The sequence below is a fragment of the Halorhabdus utahensis DSM 12940 genome, assembly GCF_000023945.1.
Classification (GTDB): domain Archaea; phylum Halobacteriota; class Halobacteria; order Halobacteriales; family Haloarculaceae; genus Halorhabdus; species Halorhabdus utahensis.
The window spans coordinates 607538-631454 of sequence record NC_013158.1 but is presented as its reverse complement, the minus strand read 5'-3'; the positions used below and the strand labels follow the sequence as shown (position 1 = coordinate 631454).

At 63.9% G+C, this 23917-nt stretch carries 28 protein-coding genes; 22 read left to right on the top strand and 6 right to left on the bottom strand.

The features are described from left to right. The first annotated feature begins 328 nt into the window (after positions 1–328). Positions 329–865, top strand: coding sequence for a hypothetical protein (locus tag HUTA_RS03115; RefSeq protein WP_015788402.1), 537 nt, complete (start codon positions 329–331; stop codon positions 863–865). 170 nt (positions 866–1035) lie between these two features. After that, a complete protein-coding gene (gene purL, locus HUTA_RS03110) occupies positions 1036–3186 on the top strand; it encodes a phosphoribosylformylglycinamidine synthase subunit PurL (RefSeq protein WP_015788401.1) in 2151 nt (716 codons plus the stop codon). 12 nt (positions 3187–3198) lie between these two features. Here the strand turns inward: purL and HUTA_RS03105 are convergent, their stop codons facing one another. Then, a complete protein-coding gene (locus tag HUTA_RS03105) occupies positions 3199–3387 on the bottom strand; it encodes a DUF7550 family protein (RefSeq protein WP_015788400.1) in 189 nt (62 codons plus the stop codon). 158 nt (positions 3388–3545) lie between these two features. Between HUTA_RS03105 and HUTA_RS03100 the strand changes: the two genes are divergently transcribed. The 3 genes from HUTA_RS03100 to hisF all read left to right on the top strand — a co-directional run bounded on the left by HUTA_RS03100 (position 3546) and on the right by hisF (position 5054). Then, positions 3546–3806, top strand: a complete 261-nt coding sequence (locus HUTA_RS03100; RefSeq protein ID WP_008524752.1) for a type II toxin-antitoxin system HicB family antitoxin — start codon at positions 3546–3548, stop codon at positions 3804–3806. Between the two features lies 1 nt (position 3807). Next, a complete protein-coding gene (locus HUTA_RS03095; RefSeq protein WP_015788399.1) occupies positions 3808–4059 on the top strand; it encodes a type II toxin-antitoxin system HicA family toxin in 252 nt (83 codons plus the stop codon). Positions 4060–4238: 179 nt separating this feature from the next. Continuing rightward, complete coding sequence (gene hisF / locus HUTA_RS03090; protein WP_015788398.1) at positions 4239–5054, top strand: imidazole glycerol phosphate synthase subunit HisF; 816 nt, start codon at positions 4239–4241, stop codon at positions 5052–5054. Positions 5055–5060: 6 nt separating this feature from the next. Here hisF and HUTA_RS15490 read toward each other — a convergent pair whose 3' ends face one another. From HUTA_RS15490 to HUTA_RS03080, 3 genes are all read right to left on the bottom strand, one after another. Beyond that, positions 5061–5237: a hypothetical protein gene (locus HUTA_RS15490; RefSeq protein ID WP_015788397.1), complete on the bottom strand. Its 177-nt coding sequence runs from the start codon at positions 5235–5237 to the stop codon at positions 5061–5063. After that, entirely contained in the window at positions 5234–5452 is a 219-nt protein-coding gene (locus tag HUTA_RS03085) for a zinc ribbon domain-containing protein (RefSeq protein ID WP_015788396.1), read from the bottom strand. Before HUTA_RS03085 ends, HUTA_RS15490 begins: the two co-directional genes overlap by 4 nt. Positions 5453–5551: 99 nt before the next feature. Then, positions 5552–5839: a DNA-directed RNA polymerase subunit L gene (locus HUTA_RS03080; RefSeq protein ID WP_015788395.1), complete on the bottom strand. Its 288-nt coding sequence runs from the start codon at positions 5837–5839 to the stop codon at positions 5552–5554. Positions 5840–5987: 148 nt separating this feature from the next. Here HUTA_RS03080 and HUTA_RS14905 point away from each other — a divergent pair, with 148 nt between their 5' ends. The 8 genes from HUTA_RS14905 (at position 5988) to HUTA_RS03045 (ending at position 9927) form a co-directional block, all read left to right on the top strand. Next, on the top strand, positions 5988–6167 hold the full coding sequence (locus HUTA_RS14905; RefSeq protein ID WP_015788394.1) for an HVO_2753 family zinc finger protein: 180 nt from the start codon (positions 5988–5990) through the stop codon (positions 6165–6167). A gap of 57 nt (positions 6168–6224) precedes the next feature. Then, positions 6225–6491, top strand: coding sequence for an elongation factor 1-beta (locus HUTA_RS03075; RefSeq protein WP_015788393.1), 267 nt, complete (start codon positions 6225–6227; stop codon positions 6489–6491). A gap of 97 nt (positions 6492–6588) precedes the next feature. Continuing rightward, the gene (locus HUTA_RS03070) at positions 6589–6885 is read left to right on the top strand and encodes a 50S ribosomal protein L21e (RefSeq protein WP_015788392.1); all 297 of its coding nucleotides are present in this window, start codon (positions 6589–6591) and stop codon (positions 6883–6885) included. A 5-nt stretch (positions 6886–6890) separates the two neighbouring features. After that, positions 6891–7247 carry an RNA polymerase Rpb4 family protein gene (locus HUTA_RS03065; RefSeq protein WP_015788391.1) on the top strand — a complete coding sequence of 119 codons (357 nt, stop codon included), beginning with the start codon at positions 6891–6893 and terminating at the stop codon, positions 7245–7247. A gap of 62 nt (positions 7248–7309) precedes the next feature. Further along, positions 7310–7876 (top strand): DUF655 domain-containing protein, encoded by a 567-nt coding sequence (locus HUTA_RS03060; protein WP_015788390.1) that lies wholly within the window; start codon positions 7310–7312, stop codon positions 7874–7876. Next, entirely contained in the window at positions 7876–8754 is an 879-nt protein-coding gene (locus HUTA_RS03055; RefSeq protein WP_015788389.1) for a 16S ribosomal RNA methyltransferase A, read from the top strand. Before HUTA_RS03060 ends, HUTA_RS03055 begins: the two co-directional genes overlap by 1 nt. Next, on the top strand, positions 8747–9361 hold the full coding sequence (locus tag HUTA_RS03050; RefSeq protein WP_015788388.1) for a HemK2/MTQ2 family protein methyltransferase: 615 nt from the start codon (positions 8747–8749) through the stop codon (positions 9359–9361). The genes HUTA_RS03055 and HUTA_RS03050 overlap by 8 nt, the downstream gene beginning before the upstream one ends. A gap of 95 nt (positions 9362–9456) precedes the next feature. Next, positions 9457–9927: a hypothetical protein gene (locus HUTA_RS03045; RefSeq protein WP_015788387.1), complete on the top strand. Its 471-nt coding sequence runs from the start codon at positions 9457–9459 to the stop codon at positions 9925–9927. A gap of 70 nt (positions 9928–9997) precedes the next feature. On the opposite strand, the gene HUTA_RS03040 is transcribed toward HUTA_RS03045, so the two are convergent. Then, complete coding sequence (locus tag HUTA_RS03040) at positions 9998–10723, bottom strand: alanyl-tRNA editing protein (RefSeq protein WP_174256014.1); 726 nt, start codon at positions 10721–10723, stop codon at positions 9998–10000. 133 nt (positions 10724–10856) lie between these two features. Here HUTA_RS03040 and HUTA_RS03035 point away from each other — a divergent pair, with 133 nt between their 5' ends. The 9 genes from HUTA_RS03035 to HUTA_RS02995 all read left to right on the top strand — a co-directional run bounded on the left by HUTA_RS03035 (position 10857) and on the right by HUTA_RS02995 (position 23198). After that, complete coding sequence (locus HUTA_RS03035; protein WP_015788385.1) at positions 10857–12158, top strand: UbiD family decarboxylase; 1302 nt, start codon at positions 10857–10859, stop codon at positions 12156–12158. 16 nt (positions 12159–12174) lie between these two features. Further along, positions 12175–13353 (top strand): aconitase X, encoded by a 1179-nt coding sequence (locus tag HUTA_RS03030; RefSeq protein ID WP_015788384.1) that lies wholly within the window; start codon positions 12175–12177, stop codon positions 13351–13353. Next, positions 13353–13781, top strand: a complete 429-nt coding sequence (locus HUTA_RS03025; protein ID WP_015788383.1) for an aconitase X swivel domain-containing protein — start codon at positions 13353–13355, stop codon at positions 13779–13781. Before HUTA_RS03030 ends, HUTA_RS03025 begins: the two co-directional genes overlap by 1 nt. A gap of 2 nt (positions 13782–13783) precedes the next feature. Next, a complete protein-coding gene (locus tag HUTA_RS03020; RefSeq protein WP_015788382.1) occupies positions 13784–14350 on the top strand; it encodes a UbiX family flavin prenyltransferase in 567 nt (188 codons plus the stop codon). Positions 14351–14453: 103 nt separating this feature from the next. Beyond that, a complete protein-coding gene (locus HUTA_RS03015; RefSeq protein WP_015788381.1) occupies positions 14454–15362 on the top strand; it encodes an AEC family transporter in 909 nt (302 codons plus the stop codon). A gap of 282 nt (positions 15363–15644) precedes the next feature. Then, a complete protein-coding gene (locus HUTA_RS03010) occupies positions 15645–16100 on the top strand; it encodes a GNAT family N-acetyltransferase (RefSeq protein ID WP_015788379.1) in 456 nt (151 codons plus the stop codon). Positions 16101–16323: 223 nt separating this feature from the next. Next, complete coding sequence (gene gltB / locus HUTA_RS03005) at positions 16324–20856, top strand: glutamate synthase large subunit (RefSeq protein WP_015788378.1); 4533 nt, start codon at positions 16324–16326, stop codon at positions 20854–20856. After that, positions 20856–22334 carry a glutamate synthase subunit beta gene (locus tag HUTA_RS03000; protein WP_015788377.1) on the top strand — a complete coding sequence of 493 codons (1479 nt, stop codon included), beginning with the start codon at positions 20856–20858 and terminating at the stop codon, positions 22332–22334. Before gltB ends, HUTA_RS03000 begins: the two co-directional genes overlap by 1 nt. A gap of 108 nt (positions 22335–22442) precedes the next feature. Further along, complete coding sequence (locus HUTA_RS02995) at positions 22443–23198, top strand: RraA family protein (protein WP_015788376.1); 756 nt, start codon at positions 22443–22445, stop codon at positions 23196–23198. A 172-nt stretch (positions 23199–23370) separates the two neighbouring features. Here the strand turns inward: HUTA_RS02995 and HUTA_RS02990 are convergent, their stop codons facing one another. Further along, positions 23371–23796, bottom strand: a complete 426-nt coding sequence (locus tag HUTA_RS02990) for a hypothetical protein (RefSeq protein ID WP_015788375.1) — start codon at positions 23794–23796, stop codon at positions 23371–23373. Positions 23797–23917: the final 121 nt, after the last annotated feature.

The following is a 23917-nucleotide window of genomic DNA, read 5'->3' as shown; positions in this document are numbered from 1 at the left end:
CTCCTTAAGCGCTGTGTGAGCCTGTCATAGAATTCTTTTCATAGCGTGAGCTCCTCTAGACTGGGATCATCTTTCCGATCGTAATCGGTGATTGCAACGACGAGTCGTGGGCACAGCGCAAGGAATATCGAACTCAAGCTGCTTGAACAGGGCACTGTCCCGGTAGCCGCCGCATTCACGAATTCTTCTGCCGAAACTACATCTTATAGGACATGATACTGCTGGACACAATTTCTAAGCTCTGCGGCTTCCCTTGGGAGACCTTCGTTGAGGTGATGACTATGCGACCATACCATTATGCAGGATCAGATGTAAATGAGGAGATAGAATGAAACGGAGAGAATTACTCGGGGCAGGCGCGTTAGCCCTTCTCGGAGGGGGTGCTGCCGCGACAGCCGCCGGCTTCGGCCCGCTGGCCACGAACGACACCGACGAACCGGTGTATTTCGACTCAGCGTTCGATCCGATCACCTACGAGCGCGAATCACTCCGCCTGCAGGCACCGACGGACGCCGTCCCCCGTGGGGAATCCATCACGTTCGAACTCCATCACACTGGCGAATCGGAGGACATCAGTTTGGGCTGTCACGTCCCGTGGGCCATCCAGCGATACGAGGACGGAACGTGGGAACACGTAGTCTGGACGGACGGGAGATGGACCCTCCTGTGCGGGACGACGATCTCGCCCGGTGAGACGCAGACCATAACAGTGCCGCTGTCAGCAACCGCGTTAGCGGGGGAGGAGCATGGTGTCACCGAAGAGGAAGCTGACGGCGTCGCATTCACACCCGGGAAGTACCGGTTCTTCGTTCTAGCCAACAACCCGCCACTAGCAGTCAATTTCCGCGTCCTGCCACGTGAATAGGCAGATCTCATCGAATCAACAACCGCCCGAACACCCAAGGGTCAAACGGCATCTCACAGCTGTGAGTGGGGTTCTATGATGTGGTGCAGTGTCGGACGCCTCTCTCGGTGACATCGAGGCGCGCGCCCGCATGGAAAGCGATAAACGCTGGCGGTGGCGAGAGGCCGGTAATGGCCCTTTCGACCTCGGACCGGGCGGTCGTCGTCGAGAAGATCGACCGTGACCCCACGACGGCGGAGGCGGCGCTGTTCGAGAACCTCTGGAGCGAGCACTGCTCGTATCGCTCCTCGCGTCCACTCCTGGGGCGCTTCGAAAGTGACGGCGAGCACGTCGTCGTCCCGCCGGGTGACGACGCCGGCGTCGTGGCGCTGCCCGAAGACGAGAACACCTATCTGGCGATGGGGATCGAGAGCCACAACCACCCCTCCTACGTCGATCCCTACGACGGCGCGGCCACCGGCGTCGGCGGCATCGTCCGGGACATCCTCTCGATGGGTGCGTTCCCGATCGCGTTGACCGACAGCCTCTACTTCGGCAACTTCGATCGCGAACACTCCCGCTATCTGCTGGAGGGTGTCGTCGAAGGCATCTCGGACTACGGCAACTCGATCGGCGTGCCGACCGTCGCCGGCAGCGTCGCGTTCCACGAGGACTACGAGGAGAACCCGCTGGTCAACGTGGCCTGCGTGGGGATGCTCTCGGCCGACCGCCTGATCACCGCCGAGGCCCAGGCGGCGGGCAACAACCTCGTCCTCGTCGGGGCCTCGACCGGCCGGGACGGCCTCGGCGGGGCCTCCTTCGCCAGCGAGGACATCGCCGAGGACGCCGAGACTGAGGACCGCTCGGCCGTCCAGGTCGGCAACCCCTATCGGGAGAAGCTCCTCATCGAGACCAACGAGGCGCTCATCGAGGAGGACCTGGTCGAGTCGGCCCGGGACCTTGGCGCGGCCGGTCTCGGCGGCGCGTCGAGCGAACTCGTCGCCAAGGGCGGGTTCGGCGCGGCCATCGATCTCGATGACGTCCCGCAGCGCGAGCCCAACATGAACGCCACCGAGATCCTGCTCTCGGAGTCCCAGGAGCGGATTGTCTACGAAGTCACGGACGAAAACGTCGAACGCGTCCAGGAACTCGCCGCGCGCTACGATCTGGAAGCGGCGGTCATCGGCGAGGTGACCGAGGATCCGAACTACACCTGTACGCTCGACGGCGAGGTCGCGGTCGACGTGCCCGCCGAGTTCGTCGGCGAGGGCGCGCCGCTGGCCGATCTGGACACTGTCGAGCCCGAACAGCCCGACGAGGATCGACCCGACGTCGATCTCGAAGACGCGGTCGAGACCGTCCTGGCCAGTCCGAACACCGCGAGCAAGCGCTGGGTCTACCGCCAGTACGACCACGAGGTCCAGGTCCGGACGGCGATGCGGCCGGGCGACGACGCCGCGCTGCTCGCGATCCGCGAGGCCGAGACCGACACGGCCCTCGCGATTTCGGCGGGCGCGGACCCCAACTGGACGGATACCGCGCCGTATGAGGGCGCATTTGCGGCCGGCCTGGAGAACGCGACCAACATCGCCGCTAAGGGCGCGACGCCGCTTGCGGCTGTCGACTGTCTCAACGCCGGTAACCCCGAGAAACCCGAGGTCTACGGCGAGTTCTCGGGCATCGTCGACGGGTTGGCCGACGCCTGTGCAGACCTCTCGGTTCCGGTCGTCGGCGGGAACGTCTCGCTGTACAACGACTCCTCGACGGGGCCAATCGCGCCGACGCCGACGCTGACGATGGTCGGCACCAAGCCCGGCTTTTCCGCCCCACCGATGTCGCTCTCGGGCGAGGGGACGCTCGTGCTCGTCGGCGATCTGGCGATCGGCGGCGACACCGACCCCCGTCTCGGTGGCTCCGAACTGCTCGCCGAGAAGGGCGGCAGCGACCGATTCCCGGAGTTGCCCGACGATCCGTCCGGGTTCATCGAGACGCTCGCCGACGTGGCCGATCACGAGGACACCCTCGCCGTCCACGACGCCAGCCACGGCGGCCTCGCGGTCACGCTCGCGGAGATGGTCCACGACGACGCGGGCGCGGCCGTGACGATCGACGCGGCCGACCCGGTCGGCGCGCTCTGTCACGAACAGCCGGGTCGGGCCGTCATCGAGACGACCGACCCCGCGGCGATTGAAGACGCCTTCGACGGCGTGGCCCCGGTCGTCGAGATTGGGGAAGCCGACGCTTCGGAATCGCTCGATCTCACCGTCGGTGAGGAGTCACTCAGCTACGATACAGGGGCGATCGCGGACCTGCGGTCAGTTCTGGAAGACGAGCTGGACTGAGGCCGGAGCGAATCAGGCCAGAAGGAGCGCGAGGCCGAACGTCGCCAGCAGGCCGACGGCGGCGATCGCAATTCCTGTGCCGACCTGTTCGATGGTATACTCGCCCTGGGGAGCCGTGCTTCGCAGCGGTGGCTCCCTGGACGGCGGCGCGGGATCGGTCGGATCGTATTCGGGGCGCTCGGTATCGTGATCGTCGCTCATACGAGGGCCTTTCTCCGGGTTGCACTTCGAACTGTCGGTGCCAGCAGGCCGGGACCATCGCGTCACAGAAGCGTTCGCAAATTCCCTTGGATCATCGATGGACGGTCAATACAGTCCATCAACCGAACACTTATTTCTTCGGTCCATCTACACAATGTATGGCGAGTGCAACACGAGACAAGTCTCCCGAAGAAGGCGTGGAGTTCATCCACGAGGATGATGGGCGGATTACCGCTCGTGATCTGGAAAGTGGTGTTGCCTCCTTCGGCGAGACGAAAGCAGAAGCACTCCAGATGCTTGCCGAGGCGCTTGCGTGCCATGAGGGTGCCGGAAAGCCAGTCACCGACGAAGACCTCGAAGAGTGGGGACTTGACGACGTTGAGTCTGGCGATACGGAACTTCCCGAGTTCATGCAGTAGGATGGTGCGGACACAGTTTTCCGGGCGTGAAATCGCTTCTGTGCTGATTGACCACGGATTCGTCCGGACAGGTCGAGTTGGCAGTCACTTGAAGCTCCGCTACGAGTCGCCCGACACCGACGAAGTCCGTATTGTCACCGTCCCAATGAAGTCAGCGGATGCTATCCCAACGGGGACGCTCCAGTCGATCGCCGAGCAGTCTGGGGCAAACGATTTCTATGCATGGTGTCGGTGGATCACTGAAAACCTGTAGCGCTTGGTTCGCATATGTAGCGACTGGCTGTTTCATTTTGTTTTCTGATGCAAAGAATTTTTATTTGCGTTTATTGACTGGTCCCACGAATCCAGTTGTCTTCGCGTGGACGCCCAGGGCGACCGCTAGAACTTCCGGGTCGCTTTTGACGGCCCGCCCCCGAGTGACGAACAGAACCGATGACGCTCACCAAACGTATCATCCCCTGTATCGACGTGGATCTCGACGAGGACGGCAACGCCGCCGTCTACACGGGCGTGAACTTCGAGGATCTCCAGTACACGGGCGACCCAGTCGAGATGGCCAAGGAGTACAACGAAGCCGGCGCGGACGAGTTCGTCTTCCTGGACATCACCGCGAGCGCCGACGGGCGGGAGACGATGCTCGACACCGTCGAGCGCGTCGCCGACGAGGTGTTCATCCCGCTCACCGTCGGCGGCGGGATCCGCACCAAAGCGGACATCAAGGAGACCCTGCGGGCCGGCGCTGACAAGGTGTCGATCAACACCGGCGCGATCGAAAACCCCGACCTCATCGAGGCGGGCGCGACTGCCTTCGGCAACCAGTGCATCGTCATCTCCGTCGACGCCCGCCGGCGCTACGACGAGGCCGGCGAGTACTACGAGCAGATCGACGGCGAATCGGTCTGGTTCGAGGCGACCGTCAAGGGCGGCCGCGAGGGGACCGGCATGGACGTTGTCGAGTGGGTCCGCGAGGCCGAGGATCGGGGCGCGGGCGAGCTGTTCGTCAACTCCATCGACGCCGACGGCACCAAGGACGGCTACGACATCCCGCTGACGCGGGCCGTGACCGAGAACGTCGACACGCCCGTCATCGCCTCTTCGGGGTGCGGTGGTCCCGAGGACATGTACGAGGTGTTCACCGACGCCGGAGCTGACGCCGGACTGGCGGCGTCGATCTTCCACTTCGGCGAGTACTCGATCACCGAGACGAAGGAGTACCTCGACGAGCGTGGCGTTCCGGTCCGGCTGTAATCGACGCTAGTCACGTCGCCGATTCTCGGATGTATCCCGTCGGGCGACGCGTTCGGCCTCGTCACGACTCATTTCTTTCCGGCTGTCGTGCTCGGACCGGACGAGCGCATACAGGCCCACGGTGAAGGCGAGGCCGATGATTACGACGATGAGGAGTGCCCCGCCGGCCCCGCCGGCCGTCATCCGAGGAAGACGTCGACGAAGTCGCTGGCACCGCTGGTCGTATCGCGATAGAGTTCCGAGTACCCGCAGTTGGTGCACGATACCACGGTGAAGCTATTCGTCTGGATGTCGAACATCTTGCTCAGACCGCCGCCGGTCGTGGAAATCTCACCGACGTCGGTTTCTTCGTGTCCACACTTCGGGCAGCCGCGGTCGGAATGGCTATCGGGGACCATATTCGGCGTTCGAACCTGACAACCCGTATGTCTTTTGTTCCCGTTCAGGTCGACCGAAGTCTGGACTGTCCGTCACGAGCCGCAAGAATGAGTGAGTGTTCAGGCGGCAGCGTCTTCGTATGCCGCCTCGAACGTGTCTGCCTTCTCGATGACGTACTGTGCGCCCGCCTCGAGCGCGTCGAGTGCGTCGGTACCGCTCTCCGTTTTGATCGTGAGGATGGGATCGGTCTGGCCGCCTGACTGCTCGGGGTTCATGTCGTAGGTCGCTGCGTCGACGCCGTCGGTCTCCAAGAGTGCGCCCTTGAGGACGTTCATGAACGTGTGATCCTCGCCGGAGATCTCGATAGACAAGGACGTATCGTCCTTTTCGATGACCTGCAGTTCCATGCTAAAAAATTCGGCCTCGGGCGCATGAACGTTACGCTCTGGCTGCTCCGGCGGTGAAGTGCTGGCCCACCGCGTCGGATCGGGATGTGCTGAGTGCCGACAGCTGAGAGTAATAAGGGTTAAACGTCCCGGTCGGGAACCAGACGGTATGAGCGAGAGTCAACAAAAACGCACGCAGAAGTGTATCTCCTGCGGTATCAACATCACCGGAACGAACGCCGCCGCGTTCAAGTGTCCCGACTGTGGCCACCAGATCTACCGGTGTCCGACCTGCCGCAAGCAGAGCAACCTCTATGAGTGTCCCGACTGTGGCTTTACGGGACCCTGAATACTACATCCCGAACCGTAACGACAGGCACATAATCCACTACCGCAATCCACACATATGGGAGACGTAGCAGCCAACATCAAGGTAATGCCGGAGAGTCCTGAGGTCGATCTCGACGAGCTTCAGGACCGACTCGAACAGTCCCTGCCAGAGGGCGCAAAGATAAACAGTGTCGAACGCGACGACGTGGCCTTTGGCCTGGTCGCACTCCTGCCGACGGTGATCGTCCCAGACGACGCCGGTGGGACCGAGGCCGTCGAGGAGGCGTTCAGCGACGTCGATGACGTCGAGAGCGTTTCCGTCGAAGAAGTCGGCCGTCTCTGATCGTCGCGCTGTTGTGCTGATTTTCCCCGTCAGATAGCAACGCGGGAGGGACGGAACGCACGTTTTATATGGCCGACCGGATTAGCGCACATCAAGAATGCCTAGTTCCAACGGACCCCTCGAAGGCACGCGTAACAAGCTCAAAAACGACCCACGCGACCGCGGAACCTCACCGCCTCAGCGTGCGATCCAGGAGTTCGACGTCGGGACCTCGGTCCACCTCGATATCGACCCCAGCGTTGCGGACGGTCGGTTCCACCCGCGATTCTCCGGTCACACCGGTGAAGTGATCGGAGAACAGGGAACGGCCTACAAGGTCCAGATCAACGACGGTGGCAAGGACAAGACGATCATCGTCAAGCCGGCTCACCTGCGCGAACAGACAGAGGAGTAGCGGCTATGACCATCTTCAAGGAGAAACTCGAAGAGGAGTACCTCACCTTTGCGGAGGCGAAGGGTCTGCTTGCGGACATCGAGCGCGAGCGGGCAGCCGACGAGGACCGGGAGATGCCATACGAGCTCACCCGGGCCATCGAGCACGCCAACCGCTTTGCCACCCTCGATATCGAGGAGTCGGCGGAGTTCGTCGAGGAACTCCTCGACGTCGAGAAGGTCGACGAGCCGACTGCCTACAAGATCGCCAACCTGACCCCCCAGGATCGGGACGAACTCCGGGCGATCTACGCCCAGGAGCGCTATACGCTCTCGGGCGACGAACTCGACGACATTCTCGACGTCGTCGCGAAGTACGTCTAACCGTCCTCGGCCCGTCGCCGCCCCGCGTGATTTTAAGTAGCCGGTTACCGTACCCGAATGACATGAGCAGTGATGAGTCTGATACAGACGTGGCGACGGCCGTCGTTCTCGATCATCTCCCCCGCGGCCGGTCGGACGACGATCGTCCACAGTACGAAAAAGAGCCGCTGGCGTACGCAGTGGCGACTGCGGACTTTCAGCTCCTCGAAATGACGCTTATCGACGACGCCGACATCTCCTTCGGCGATATCATCGACCTCGATGGCGAGGTTATCGAGACGCGTCGCACCGTCGACTACGGGGACCTCTCGAGCGGTGCGCAGTCCGAACTCGACTACGCGATCGAGGACATCGTCGAGGACAACGAGGGCCGTTTCGTGGATTTCTTCAACGATGCTCAGCCGATCACGACCCGACTACATTCTCTCAACCTCCTGCCAGGGATCGGAAAGAAACTCCGGAACGGGATTCTCGACGAGCGAAAGCGAAAGCCCTTCGAGAGTTTCGAGGAACTCACCGAACGGGTCGACGGGCTTCACAATCCGAAGGAAGTCCTCGTCGACCGAATCCTCGAAGAGATCCGCGAGGAGGATCTCAAATACCGGACGTTCGCCCGTCGTGACGACTGATGGCCGGCGAAGACGCTGCTGACGGACCGAACGTTGGGGGTCGTGATCCGGATGCCCTCCTGGCCCGCGCTGGCGCGAGGGGCGATCCCGACCAGGATCAGCATTTCCTCGTCGACGACCGCGTCCTCGATCGGATCCCGACGTATGCGACCGAGGCGGGGATCGATCTCGGTCACGTTCTGGAGATCGGGGCGGGCAACGGCGCGCTCACCGATCGGCTGCTCGCGGTCGCCGACTGGGTGACTGCTGTCGAGCGTGATCCCGATCTGGCCGCGTTTCTCCGAACAGAGTTCGCGGATGCGATCGAGGCGGGACGACTCACGGTGATCGAAGGCGACGCCCTCGAGGTGGATCTGCCCGACTACACCGCTTCGATCTCGAACCTGCCGTATGGCGCATCGAGCGAGATCCTCTTCCGGTTGCTCCCCGCGGGGAAGCCACTGATCGCGATGGTCCAGGCCGAGTTCGCCGACCGGATGGCTGCCGATCCGGGGAGCGACGACTACGGTCGGCTGTCGGTGACGGCAGGCCACTACGCCGACGTCGAGGTCGTCGAACCAGTTCCGCCCGAAGCCTTCTCGCCACCGCCCGCTGTCGACAGCGCACTTGTCCGGGCGTTGCCTCGCGAACCGAACTATACGGTCCCGGACGACGACTTCTTCCTGGGATTCGTCAAGGCCGTGTTCACCCAGCGACGAAAAACCGTCCGGAACGGGATCAGGAACACCGCTCACATCTCGGGACTCGACGATCCCGACGCGGTCGTCGATGCGGCCGACGAGGAACTGCTTCGCAAGCGCGCAGGCGATCTCTCGCCCACCGACTTCGCCGAACTGGCGAGTCTCGCTCACGAAGTCGGCCTCGATAGCGATGACTGACGCCGAGGAGCCGGCTGACGCCGAAGCGACCGATCGACCGTCCCTGGCCGAGCAGCGCGGGGTCGACGCTGTGTACGGCGCGAGTGAAGACTCCCATCTGCTCGCGGAGGCTGCCGTCGAGGGAGCGACGGCGGGCGAGCGAGCGATCGATGTCGGGACTGGATCGGGATACGTCGCGAGCGCGCTCGCCGAAGCGGGCGTCGAGGTGGTCGGGACGGATCTCAACCCGGCTGCCTGCCAACAGGCACGCGATGCCGGGATCCCGGTCGCGCGGGCGAACCTGCTCGATCCGTTCCTGGCTGATAGCTTCGATCTGGTGACGTTCAATCCGCCATATCTCCCGTCGACGCCCGACACGGAGTGGGGCGACTGGATGCAAACGGCTCTATCCGGTGGCGAGGACGGTCGCGCGGCCGTCGATCCGTTTCTGGCGGACGTTGGTCGCGTGCTCGAAGATGGCGGTCGAGCGCTCCTGTTGGTCAGCAGTCTGACCGGGATCGAGGCGGTACAAGAGTACGCCACAGCGCAGGGCCTCGAATCGTCGATCGTCGCCGAGGAATCCTTTCCGTTCGAGCGGCTGGTCGTCTTGCGGTGTGTGCCGAGGTAGACGCGGATGCTCGTCGGCACCGATGTCGCGCGTGTCGGCAACTTGGCTTGGAGACATAACTATTATCCAACACACACGCCTCAGTTAGCGCCGACATGGCGATGGCACTGCCGAAGAAGTCCACCTTCGCTTTCGGCCTCGGTGCTCTCATGCTCATCGCCGGTGTTGGATTGATCTATCTCGGCTTCCCGACGCATACAACCACGGTTGTCGACCAACAGCCGAGCGAAGCAGCGATGGCAACCTCGCTGGAATCGTCCGCTGCAACTGAAATCGACCCGATCGAGTTTGCCACGCTCTCCCCGGCGGAACAGACCGCTGTCGAAGGTGCCATCCACTCCCCGCAGTCCACCTATACCGATTATGGAGCGTCGGATGACGGCCCTCAATTTCACTATCGAAACGACATCGTGAACAAGTATTTCGTCAGCTACAACGGATCACTGTATCTACTCCACGTTGTCATCGAGATGAGTCCAGTGTCCGTTATCGGTGGCGTTGGAATTTCTATCGTCGGTATTGTACTCAGTGTTGGCGGTGTCTGGAGCTACCGGGCCGGTCACTGAAACCCACAGCGACGATGTACAGCGGCACCAATCCTCGCCAGGACGAAATCCCATCGAGAATCTGCCGCCCTTAGTCCTCGCGAAACTCGAACTCGATCCGCTCGACCTCGGCACCCTTCGAGAGTCGATTCGTGATCTCGATCGGGCCGATCTCGCCCGTCCGGTCGACGTGGGTTCCGCCGCAAGGGCACATGTCGAAGTCATCGATCTCGACGACCCGCAATTCCTCGACGTGATCTGGAAGGAGTGAAAGGTTCGACCGTCCCTCGGCGACGGTCTCCTCGACGGTCTCCCGTGGTCGCTCGTCCTTATTGACCCGCAGATCGCGCTCGATCACCTCGTTGGTTCGCTCTTCGATCAGTTCGAGGTCCGCGTCGTCGAAGTCGGCAGGCTCGAAGTCGATCCGGGAGCAGTCAGCGTGGATCTGGTTGCCCGCCGTGGTGGCGTCGAATGCTCCGAGGACGACTCGCGAGAGGATGTGCTGGGCGGTGTGCATTCGGCGGTGGGCCTCGCGGCGGTTCTCGTCGATCTGTCCTATGGCTGTTTCGCCTTCCGCCGGCAAATCGCCCTCGACGTCGTCGATCTCGTGGTGAACCTCGCCGTGGTCCTTTCGGACGTCGACGACCGCCGCAGCGCCCCCGTCCCACTCGATCGTCCCACGATCGGCCGGCTGACCCCCGCCCTCCGGGTAGAAGTAGGTTCCATCGAGAACGATCGACTCCTCGGTCGCTTCGACGACCGTCGCCTCGAAGTCGGTCACGTCGTCGGCGTCCGGCAGGTACAGCAGTTCGGTCATATGGGCTGGTTCACGATCCAGCCCCACAAATGTTCCCGAGATTTCGACGGCCATCTGCCTGACGAGACGCATTCTCACGTTCCGGGAGTGCGCCCCGGAACATGAATAGGATGGCGTGCAATCACCGCCAACGATGGGGTTACGAGACTTTCTGCGGGAGGAAGCACAGACGACACTCACCGATCCAGTCGATCCCCGATTCGAACTCCCGGCCCTGGCCGTCCAGAAGGAGACACAGCCGACTGTCTTCGAGGATGTCGAGGGGTATCCTGACGTTCGCGCGGTGGCCAACACGCTCGGCTCCCGGGAGATGATCGGGTGGGCGCTCGGCGTCGAGGCCGCCTCGATCGTCGATGCGATGGGGTCGGCGATGAACGAGCCGCTGCCCGTCGAAGAGACGGCTGACCCGTCCTTCGAGCACGTCGCGAGCGAGCCGACCATCGACGAGCACGTCCCGATCCCGATCTTCTATGACGAGCACGAACGCCAGTACTTCGCGTCTTCGGTCGTGATCGCCGAGGATCCAGAAACTGGCGTCACCAACTGCTCGTTCCACCGGATGATGTTCGACGAAGGCAATCGACTCGTGATGCGGCTGGTCGAACGCCACCTCCACGATATGTATTCCCGGACGGAAGGTGGGCTGGACGTGGCGATCGTGATGGGCGTCCATCCGGCAGTCGAGTTGGCGACTGCCACGTCGTTTGCGCCGGAGAAGAGCGAACTCGCGCTGGCGAATCGCTTGCTGGATGGCGAGCTTGCGACCGCCGACGCCGACGGAATCCAGGTTCCGGCCGACGCCGAGATCGTCATGCGGGCGACGATCACCGACGAGCGGAGCGAGGAAGGCCCTTTCGTCGACCTCTCGCGGACGTGGGATCGGACGCGCCAGCAACCCGTCGTCGAGGTCGATGACCTCTACATGCGACCCGATCCCTACGCGCGGATCATCGTCCCCGGTCGCACCGAACACGCCAACCTCATGGGCATCCCCCAGGAGCCCCGGATCTACCGGATCGTCGAGAACACCGTCCCGACGGTCGAGAACGTCGTGTTGACGCCGGGCGGGTGCTCGTGGCTCCACGGCGTCGTCCAGCTCGAGAAGCGCTCGGAAGGCGACCCCAAAAACGCCGGGATGGCCGCGCTGGCGGGCCACCCTTCGATGAAGAAGGTCACCGTCGTCGACAGCGACATCGACCCCGCCGATCCCACCGCGGTCGAGTGGGCCACCGCCACGCGGATGCAACCCGACGAGGACATCACCGTCATCGAGAACGCCAAGGGCTCGTCGCTGGACCCCTCCCAGGACTACGACCGGGGGACGCTCGCGAAGTGGATCGTCGACGCGACCGTGCCCGGCGACCGGGACCGGGCCGACTTCGCGGAAGTGACCGTTCCCGGTGCCGACGAGATAGATCTCGCGGACTATCAGTGACCCAACGGAGAGACACATGCACCTGACACAACACGAGGAAGACTTGCTCGAATCGGACAACGACGCTGTCCGGAAGGCGATGGAACTGCTCGTGAAGCTCGGCGATATCTACGGGGCCGAGGAGATGATCGAGATCGAATCGGCCCAGGCCTCCGGCATTTCCTATAAGTCGATCGGCGATCCCGGCGTCGAGTTCCTGGAGGGATTTGCGGAGGAAGGCGCGGAAGCGTCGGTTCCCACGTTCGCCAACCCGGCCGGGATGGACTTCGAGCGCTGGGAGGAACTCGGCATCGACGAGGCGTTCGCCGAGAAACAGAAACGCATCCGGGATGCACTCAAGGAGATGGGGATCGTCCTCTCGTTTACCTGTACACCCTACCTCGCGGGCAATCTCCCGCGGCGTGGCCAGCACGTCGCCTGGGCCGAATCCTCGGCCGTCTCCTTCGTCAACAGCGTGGTTGGGGCGAAGACCAATCGGGAGGGCGGCCCCTCCGCGCTGGCGGCGGCGATCACGGGTCGGACGCCGAGATACGGCCTCCACCTGGAAGAAAACCGCCAGCCGACGTTCCGGATCGACGTCGAGGCCAACATCGAGAGCCAGGCCGACTTCGCGGCGCTGGGCTCCTGGACGGGGCGCCTCGTCGAGGACGGCAAGCCCTACTTCACGGGGATCAATTCGGGCGGGACGGACGACCTGAAGGCCCTCGGGGCGGCGATGGCCGCCACGGGCGCGGTCGCGCTCCACTTCGTCGAGGGTGTCACGACCGAGATGGAGCCGCCCGAGAACGTCGAGACGGCGACCTTCGGCGAGGGCGAGTTACAGGCCGAATACGAGGAACTCACGACCGCCGACGATCCCGAACTCGTGGTCATCGGGTGTCCGCATTGCTCACCCGAGGAGATCCAGGACGTGGCCGCGACCGTCGAGGGCAAGACGCTCTCCAGCGATCTGTGGGTCTGTACGAGCGCGTCGGTCAAGACCTGGGCCGACCGGAACGGGCTGACTGAAACGATCGAGGCAGCCGGCGGCAAAGTCCTTGCGGACACCTGCAACGTCGTCTCGCCAATCGAAGAGCTGGGTTATGAGTCCAGCGCGACCGACTCGGCGAAGGCCGCGACGTATCTCCCCGGCTTTTGCAACCAGGACGTGGCGTTCAACGACAAGGAGGCGCTCCTTGCGGAGGTGACAGAGTGATGAGTTCTGAATCGAGCGACTCGGCGGCCGAAGGAGCGATCGACGCCGAGCCGATCACCGAGGGGCAGGGCCGCGGCGAAGTCCTCCGTTCCGACGTGCCGATCAGCTTCTACGGCGCAGTCGAGCCGGACACCGGCGAGTTCATTGAGGACGGTCATCCCCTGGAGGGCGAGAACATTGCGGGCAAAGTCCTGGTCTTCCCGCGGGGGAAAGGGTCGACGGTGGGCTCGTATGTCCTCTACGGGCTGGCGAACAACGACTGTGCACCCGCCGCGATCGTCAACGAGGAGACCGAGACGATCGTGGCCACGGGGGCGATCCTCGGGGAGATTCCCTGCCTGGACTCGCCCGACGCGGACCTGGAAACGCTCGAAGACGGGGAACGCGTCGCGGTCGACGCCGACGCGGGCACCATCAGGCGGGTGTGAGCATGGAGCGAGTCATCGTCGGGATCACCGGCGCGTCGGGCATTCCGATCGCCGTTCGAACGGTCGAAGCGCTCGCCGAACACGCCGAGGTGGTCACGGTCGTCACCGACGCTGCTGAATCGGTGATGACCCACGAATCCGGCTCCCGCGAGGAGACGATGGATCGGCTTCGGGACGCGTCAGCGGCGATGTACGGCGAGAGCGACATCCACGCGCCGATCGCTTCGGGGTCGGTCGACGCCGACGGCATGGTGATCGTCCCGGCGTCGATGGCGACCGTCTCCGACGTGGCGACCGGCCGGTCGGATGACCTCGTCGCGCGGGCGGCCGATGTTTGTCTCAAGGAACGCCGCCGGCTGGTGGTCGTTCCCCGGGAGACGCCGTTGAGTCAACTACATCTGGAGAACCTGACCAAACTCGCCGAGTTGGGCGTCGACGTTGTGCCGCCGATGCTCGGCTTTTATTTCGATCCCGAGGAACCCGGGGACTTCGTCGATCACGTCGTCGGGAAGATCCTCGAACGCTTCGACCTCGATCACGACCGCTACGACGAGTGGAACTCGTCGTGAGTCGACCGATATCCCCGCAGTTGTGCCCGTTTTCGGTGTGATCTCATCCCAAACCAGTACCGACAGGAAAGACACAAGCGCGCTGACGGATGAGTGAGTGCCGATGGACGTGTTGACGCGGCTGGCCGTGATGATCGGTTTGCTCACCGTGGGGGTCGGGCTCCGGCGGGTCGGCGTCCTCGACGCGACGCGGGTCGAGTGGCTCAACAGTGTCGCCTTCTACGTGGTGTTGCCGGCACTCGTGTTCAACTCGACGTACGACAAACCGCTGTCTGAGATCGTCACGCCGACGCTGCTGGTTGGGCTGGTCGGCGTCCTGGGAATAACCGCCGGCGTCGGGTGGCTCGTCCACCGCCGGATCGACGACGACGGGGCGCGGGCCGCCGCGACGGTCCAGTCATATCACACGAACCTGGGCTATATCGGCCTCCCGGTGGTCGCGAGTGCGCTCGGTGAACGCGCGGCCGGGATCGGCAGCGTCATCCTCGGGATGGGCGCGCTCGTCCAGATCCCGCTGACCGTCTCGATCCTGGTCGCGGTGACTGGCAACAGCCGGAATTTCCGTAGCGAAGTCCGGAGACTGGCCACCAACCCCGTCCTCGTCGCGCTCGTCATCGGGCTTGCGGTCTCGCGCTCGCCGGCGACGGTGACCGGCATCCCGGCCGACGTGATCGCGCTGGTCGCCGAGGCGGCGCTGCCGGTCGCGTTGCTCTGTGTCGGGGGCTCCATCCAGCTCCAGTCCATGGAAGCCGATCGCTCGATCGTCGGGCCAGTACTCGCGATGAAACTCCTCGTGATGCCGGTGGTCGCCTGGGTGGTCTACGCCGCCCTGGGTGCCGACCTCTGGACGCTCCGGACCGCTGTCGTGATGTTCGGCGCTCCCGCGGCCGTCTCGACGTTCGTCTACGTCACCGAGATGGGTGGCGACCGTCGGCTGGCGTCGATCCTCGTCTTTCTCTCGACTGTCGCCTCGGCGTTTACACTGTCGGCCTGGATCGCCATCGTGCCGTGAGCCGTTTCGGGTTGCTGGTGCTACCTAGTTGAGGACTCACGGGGTGCGCTCCGCGACGAAAGTGGGGAGGGAGCGTGTGACATTTCGCGTGCCCCCGTTCGATTCTGGCCCTTGAATACATATAAATGGGCGTCAGACTTGGGTCGGACGATCGGCAGACGGCGGCATATCCTTGGCTATTTACCATCGTAGATTCGCCCGAAGTCGGACTCGCCGAGCCGCCGCTATCGGCCGGCGTGGCGGCGATGACATAAATGGGTCGAGCGCGTTACGGTATCCAACATGTCCATCACGATACGCGAGGCAGCCAGCGAGGACGTCCCCAGTCTGGAGATACTCCGTCGGCAGGCGATCGAGGCGGCGTGCAGCGATGTCTACGACCGGGAGCGCTTTGCTGACCTGGTCGCGACACCTGACGATCGGCTGCCGATGTGGGTCGAGGGCTCGGGGACGGTGCTGGTGGCGGAGACGTCGATCACGTCTGTCGGCTACGTGGTCGTCGAGGACGGGAACGTTCACGGCATATACACCAGCCCGGACTACCGGCGCGAGGGGTTCGCGAGGTCGCTGCTCGAAGCGGCCCAGCGCCATGCTGGTGACCACAACTGGTCGCACCTCCGAGCCGTCGCGCCCGAGGTATCCGCCGGGTTCTTCGAGGCCTGTGGATTCACCGCTGTCGGTACCGACGACTGGCACGGCCTTCCGGGAACAGTCTTTGAGAAACAGATCGAACCGTAACTGGAAAGTCGAATCCGGACCGCGGCCGAGGGACAGGGACGATCATTATGTATTCAAATCCGACGCGAAAGGAATGGACGATCACGTCGCTTTCCCCTGGGAAGCGTGACGAATACCCACTTCCACAGCGGGAGGGACTCCACACGTCCGGGTGGCAGCGAGGGGTGTGCAATTCCTGCGCGCAACCCCCTGCTTATGCGTGTCCCTGCGAATAGTTCACACGATGACTGAGACATTCGTGAGCGACCGGGAACGGGGTCTCCATGACCGGTCGAGACAGAAGGCAAACTGTGGTGTCGGCGTCCTCGTCGATCTTGACGGCGACGGCGGACACGAACTCGTCGAGGACGGACTCTCGCTGCTCGAGAACTTAGACCATCGAGGGGCGCGCGGTGCCGAAGAGAACACCGGCGACGGCGCGGGCATTCTCATCCAGAAGCCACACGACTTTTTCGTCGACGAAGTCGACGGACTGGGCGGGTTCGATGAATACGGTGTCGGGCAGGTCTTCCTGCCGCGAGACAAGCAACCTGACGAACTCCAGGCCCTCATCGAGACTGCCGCAGCCGACGAGGGCTTCGATGTCGTCGCCTGGCGGGACGTTCCGACGAACAACGACGGGCTAGGGGAGACAGCACTGGCGACGGAACCCGACGTCGCCCAGTTCTTCGTCAAACCGCAAGCCGACGTCAGTCCCGAGGAACTCGACACGGCGCTGTACGTCCTCCGGAACGTCATCGAGAGCCGTGTCGAAGCCCAGGAACCGATCGGCAGCGAACGATTCTACATCTGTTCGCTCGACCGCCGGAAAGTCGTCTACAAAGGGCTTCTGACAAACGGCCAGGTCCGAACCTATTACGAGGATCTCGGCGACGAACGCGTCGAAACGAGTCTGGTGTTCGTCCACTCGCGATTCTCGACGAACACCCTCGGCGCGTGGGAGCTCGCCCATCCCTACCGCAACATGATCCACAACGGCGAGATCAACACCCTCCGGGGCAACCTCAACTGGATGCACGCCCGGGAAGCAGACCTCCAGAGCGATATTTTCGGCAGCGATCTGGAGAAACTCAAGCCGATCACCGAAGAGGGCCAAAGCGACACAGCCGTTGTCGACAACGTCCTCGAACTGCTCGTCGAGGGCGGGCGATCGCTGCCCCACGCCCTCCGGATGCTCGTGCCCGAGGCCTGGGAGGGCAACGACCGACTCGAAGATGCCCGCCGGGAGTTTTACCAGTACCACTCGACGATCAATGAGCCCTGGGACGGCCCCGCACTCATCGCCTACACCGATGGCTACGACGTCGGTGCGATCCTCGACCGCAATGGGCTACGCCCGGCCCGGTATCTCGTCACCGAGGACGACCGGCTTATCATGGCCAGCGAGACCGGCGCGCTCGAAGTCGACGCCGCGAACGTCAAACGAACCGACCGTCTGGAACCGGGCCAGATGTTCTACGTCGACGGCGATGCCGGGCGGATCGTTCCCGACGACGAGATCTTCGACCGTCTCACGGACGAGAAGTACGGCGAGTGGCTCGACGAGAACCGGGTGACGCTCGACGCTGTCGAGGAGGCCGTCGCCGAGACGCCGACCTACGTCGAGCAGGATATTTCGAAATACCAGCGGGCGTTCGGGTACACCCTCGATCACGTCGAGCGCCTGATCGAACCGATGGCCGACGAGGGGAAAGACCCCATCGGCGCGATGGGTAACGACACGCCGCTGTCGGTCCTGTCGAGCCGGAACAAGACGCTGTTTACCTACTTCAAGCAGCTGTTCGCCCAGGTGTCGAACCCGCCGATCGACTACATTCGCGAGGAGACGGTCACCTCTCTGGAGCAACACCTCGGTCGACAGCACAACCTCCTCGGGGAGACAGCCGAACACTGCCGACAACTCGGGTTGGATTCGCCGATCCTCACGCGCGCCCAGCAAGCCAAGATCAGCGCGATCGAGACAAACGGCATCCGCTCGGCGACTGTCGACATCACGTACGATCCCGAAACCACGTCGCTTGCGGCCGCCGTCGAGCGTGTCCGCCGGGAAGCCGTCGACGCCATCGAGGGCGGCGCGGAGATCGTGGTGCTCTCGGACACGGCAACGGGCCCCAACCGGGTGCCGATCCCGAGCCTGCTCGCGGTCGGCGGCGTCCACCATCACCTCGTCCGTGAGGGGCTGCGGACCCACGCCGGGATCGTTCTCGAGAGCGGCCAGCCCAACGCCGTCCATCACTTCGCCACGCTCGTGGGATACGGCGCGGACGCGATCACCCCGTATCTCGCCTACGAGACCATCGAGGAGCAGGTCTACGAGGGCGTCATCGACGTCGACCGGGAGGCGGCACTCGCGCAGTACCGCCACGCCGTCGAGGACGGCCTCCAGAAGGTGATGGCCAAGATGGGCATCTCGACCTTAGAGAGTTACAAGGGCGCACAGATCTTCGAGGCTGTCGGCCTCGCCTCGGACTTCGTCGAAGAGTATTTCGAAGGCACGGAAAACCGGACCGAGGGGATCGGCGTCGAACAGCTCGAGGCCGACGTCCTCGACCGTCACGAGAACGGCTTCGAGGAGTCGGTCGCGGGCAACCTCGATCTCGATCAGGGCGGGGAGTTCTACTGGCGACGTGACGGCGAGTTCCACCAGTGGAACCCGAGCACCATCGGCAAGCTCCAGCACGCCACCAATCACGGCGATTACGAGGCCTACGAGGAGTTCGCCGAGATGATCAACGACCAGACCGAGCGCCTCCAGACCCTCCGGGGACTCCTGGAGTTCGACACCGAGGATCGGGAGTCGATCCCGCTCGAAGACGTCCAGCCCGTCGAGGAGATCACCCAGCGATTTTTCAGCGCCTCGATGTCCTTCGGGTCGATTTCACCGGAAGCACACGAGACGCTCGCCGAGGGGATGAACCGCGTCGGCGGGTTCGCATCGACGGGCGAAGGCGGCGAACCGACCGAACGGTTCAACACTGTACGTGAGTGTGCGGACAAGCAAGTCGCGTCAGCCCGCTTCGGCGTCACGTCGAACTACCTCGCCAACGCCGACCATCTGGAGATCAAGATGGCACAGGGCTCAAAGCCCGGCGAGGGCGGGCACCTGCCCGGGGAGAAGGTCAACGAGTTGATCGCCGAGACGCGCTCGACGACCCCTGGTGTACCCCTGATCAGCCCGCCGCCCCACCACGACATCTACTCCATCGAGGACCTCGCCCAGCTCATCCACGATCTCAAGTGCTCGAACACGGACGCCGACGTCCACGTCAAGCTTGTCAGCGAGGCCGGCGTCGGCGTCATCGCCGCCGGCGTCTCGAAGGCCAAGGCCGACGCCGTCCTCATCTCGGGCCACGACGGCGGGACCGGCGCGTCGCCGAAGACGTCGATCAAACACGCCGGCCTCCCGTGGGAACTCGGGATCTCGGAAGCCAACCAGGTCCTGCTCGAAAACGACCTCCGGTCGCGCATCCGCGTCCGCGTCGACGGCGGGCTCAAGACCGGCCGTGACGTCGCGATGGCCGCCCTCCTGGGGGCCGAGGAGTACGGCTTCGGGACCGCGCCGCTGATCACCTGTGGCTGTATCATGCTGCGGAAATGCCACTGCAACACCTGTTCGGTCGGCGTCGCAACCCAGGACGAGGAGCTCCGTGAGAAGTTCCCCGGCGACCCCGAATTTGTCGCCAACTACATGCGCTTTATCGCCCGGGAAGTCCGGGAGATCATGGCGGAACTGGGCGTCGAGCGGATGGACGAACTGATCGGCCGGACGGACTTGCTCGCCCAGAAGGACGTCGACCATCCCCGGGCGGAACACATGGATCTCTCGGAACTCCTCTGGCGGCCGGACACCGACGAAGACCCGGTCAAGACCCGCGAGCAGAACCACAAACTCGACGAGAAGGTCGACTACGAGTTCATCGAGGCGGCCGAGCCAGCCATCGAGCGCGGCGAGGACGTCGAGATCGAATCCCGGGTCGGTAACGAAGCCCGGACCGTCGGGACGATCCTGAGTTCCGATATCTCGAAGGCCCACGGCGAGGACGGACTCGACGACGACACGATCACGCTGGATCTGGAGGGGACGGGCGGCCAGAGCCTCGGTGCGTTCCTCGCCAGCGGCGTGACCCTCACGCTGACCGGCGACACCAACGACTACGCCGGCAAGGGGCTCTCGGGCGGGAAGTTGATCGTCGAGACGCCCGCCGAAGCCGGCTACGAGGCGAGCGAGAACGTCGTCACCGGCAACGTCGCCCTCTATGGCGCGACCGACGGCGAGGCGTACTTCAACGGCCGAGCCGGCGAACGCTTTGCCGTCCGCAACTCCGGCGTCAAGACCGTCGTCGAGGGTGTCGGCGACCACGGCTGTGAGTACATGACCGGCGGCGTCGCCGTGATCCTCGGCGAGACGGGCAAGAACTTCGGGGCCGGCATGTCCGGCGGCGAGGCGTACGTCCTCGACGAAGCCGGCGACTTCGAGGAGCGAGTCAACACGGAGATGGTCCACCTCGAAGCCCTCGAGGAGCGCGACCGTCGGATGATCCGTCGGCTGGTCGAGAACCACGCTCGCTACACGGACAGCGATCGAGCCGCGGAGATCCTGGACAACTGGGACACCTACGTCGAGCAGTTCGTGAAGGTGATGCCCGATGCCTACGCCGCGGTCGTCGAGCAGCGCCTGGCCGAGGGCGAGGACATCCGGGCGTCGCCGCCGCCACAGCCGAGTACCCCGACGTACCCAACGGAGGGTGACGACTGATGACCGAACGCCACCCCGGCGGCTACCGACAGCACCGTCGTCGCCCGATCGGCAAGCGCGATCCCGACGAGCGGAAAGACGATTACGACGAGGTCTGGGCCGAGAAGTGGGACGACGAGCACTTAGCCGAGCAGGGCGAGCGCTGCATGGATTGTGGGACGCCGACCTGCATGGGTGGGTGTCCGATCGGCAACATCATCCCCGACTGGAACGACCTGGTCCACCGTGACGACTGGAAACGCGCCCTCGAACGCCTCCACGCGACCAACAACTTCCCCGAGTTTACGGGCTACAACTGTCCCGCACCCTGTGAGAACTCCTGCGTGCTCGCGTACAACGACGACCCGGTGACGATCAAGTCGATCGAGCGAGCGATCGCCGACCGCGGTTGGGAGGAGGGCTGGATCCAGCCCGAACCGCCCGAGCAGCGCACCGACTACGAGGTCGCGATCGTCGGCAGCGGGCCGGCGGGACTGTCCGCGGCCCAGCAGCTGAATCGGGCCGGCCACCACGTGACCGTCTTCGAACGGGCGGACGAGATCGGCGGGCTGATGCGCTATGGCATCCCTGACCAGAAGTTCGCCAAGGATCGCGTCGAGCGGCGGGTCGACCAGCTCCGCGAGGAAGGCATTACGTTCGAGACGAACGCCGAAATCGGCGGCAACGTCCCCGTCGAGCGGATCGAGGAGGACTTTGATGCCTCGGTCATCGCGGTCGGCTCACAGAAGCCGATCGACCTCCCGCTGCCGGGCCGTGATCTCGATGGCATCCACTTCGCGATGGACTACCTGACCCAGCAGAACCGCCGCAATGCCCGCAAGGACGTCCCCGGTCCCGATATCGACGCCGACGGCAAGGACGTGGTCGTGCTGGGCGGCGGCGATACCGGTGCGGACTGTGTCGCGACGGCCCACCGGCAAGGGGCCGACCAGGTCGTCCAGATCGAACTCCTGCCCAAGCCGCCCGTCGAGCGCCCGCCGGAAAATTCCTGGCCCGACCAGCCCCAGACCTACAAGAAGACCTACGCCCAGGAGGAGGGGGCGATCGAGGAATACTGCGTCGACACCAACGCCTTCGTCGACGCCGACGGCGACGGCGTCGTCGACACCCTGGAAGCAGATCGGGTCATCTGGGAGGAGGGCGGCGAGGGACCGCCCGAAAAGAAGGTCAGCGAGGCCAACCTGGAGATTCCCGCGGACCTCGTGATCCTCGCGGTCGGCTTCGAAGCACCCGAATCGAGTCCATTCGAACCGCTTGGCATTGAACTCGAAGACGATGGGACGCTCGCGACCGACGAGGACATGATGACGAGTGTCGATGGCGTCTTCGCCGCCGGCGACGCCGACATGGGGCCGTCGCTGATCGTCTGGGCCATCGGCAGCGGCCGGGACGTCGCTCGCCACGTCGACCTGCATCTCACCGGCGAGACCGACCTGCCGCCGAGTCTGGAGACGCCGAACGAACCGCTGGTGCAGTGACCGGCGGTGGGCTGAGCGGGGCGACGGTGTCCCCAGTGTGACCGTCTCGTTCTCGATTGATTACACCCGGAGTAACACTTAACCCTCGTCTGGTGGTCAGGGAGTGCCATGGGAGACGACAACCCCCAGCAGGCGATGACCGACGAAGAGCGCGAGGAGATCCTCGAGCTGTACGACGGCCTTCGCGTCGCTGACGTCACCGATGGCCTGGACTATCACGGCTTTCACAACCAGAACCGCGTCTCGAACGACATCGGGCCGCTGTATCGCGACGTCGAGGACTTCTCCCACCAGATTACCGGGTTCGCGTACACGGCCCGGTATCTCCCGACGAACGAGCGCCGGGACTTGCCCCACTACGAGGAACTCGACTTCCAGACCTCTCATCACGAATGGGCTGGCGAGTGGTGGACGAACAAGTCACCCGACCCCGACACCGACGCGATGCGTGAGGGCGACATCCTCGTCGCCGAGGCCCACGACATGGAAGTCGGGATCTTCGGGTCGTTCAATCTGTTGACCTTCGTCAACGAGGGTGTTCGCGGGCTCGTGACCGACGGCGGTCCCCGGGACACAGACGAAGTCATCAAGCAGGGCATCCCCGTCTACAGCAAGGAAGTCAACAAGACGATCCCGCCCGGTCGCGCCGAACTCGCCGAGGAGGGTGTTCCGGTCAACATCAGCGGGTGCCAGATTCGGCCCGGCGACGTCGTGGTCGCCGACGGCGACGGCGTGGTGACGGTCCCGATCGAACACGCCCGCACGGTCGCCGAGACGGCCTGGGAGGTTCTCGAAAACGACCAGGACAACCGCCGTGAATACTACGACAAGATCGGCCTCGAACACGACTTCACGCTGGAGTGACGTGTCTCGGACAACACAGGGCCGCGTTTGGCGTGCGTCGTTGAAGACGGGATGAAATGAAGGCTGTTTTCAGGTACTCGTGGCTCACCGTCGCCGAAACTACCGACGTGATCCCATCGTTGACCCGTTCGATTCGAACGTGGACCCGTAGCGACCGATCGTACTCCGTCACTTACTCCGACCACTCGTCTCTGGGATGATCGCCCACGGCCGGATCCTCGCGTTGGTCCATGCCGATATTCGCCAGCTGTCCGATGACGATCCAGACCACGTAGGCTGTCATCGTGATCTGGGTTACAGTCGCGGCATCCACGATCGTGTCCGGACTGATCGCGATCGTGCCCAGGGCGATCGCGAGGACTGTCGCCACCACGGGACGGAGATACCGGTCATCGGCGACCCCCGTGCCCGCGACGACTGCGAGCGCCAGGGCAAACGCGCCAGCCCCGAGACGGCCGGTTTGAATCCCGGCCACACTCGACACCGGAACGACGGTCAGAATGCCGAGGAGACACCCGCCGAGGGAGAGGGCATGGGGACCGATCCGGAGGGCAACTGCGAGCGGCTGATCGACGAAAGCGTATCGCTTCAAGTCCATACAGATTGACGGTTACCTTCCCTATCAGTTAATAGTGGCTCATCCACCAGGTCACGGAGCGTAGTCGGAACCGTTCCCGGAACGATCTCGTCTCCATCTTCAACGCTCGGGACAGACGTGC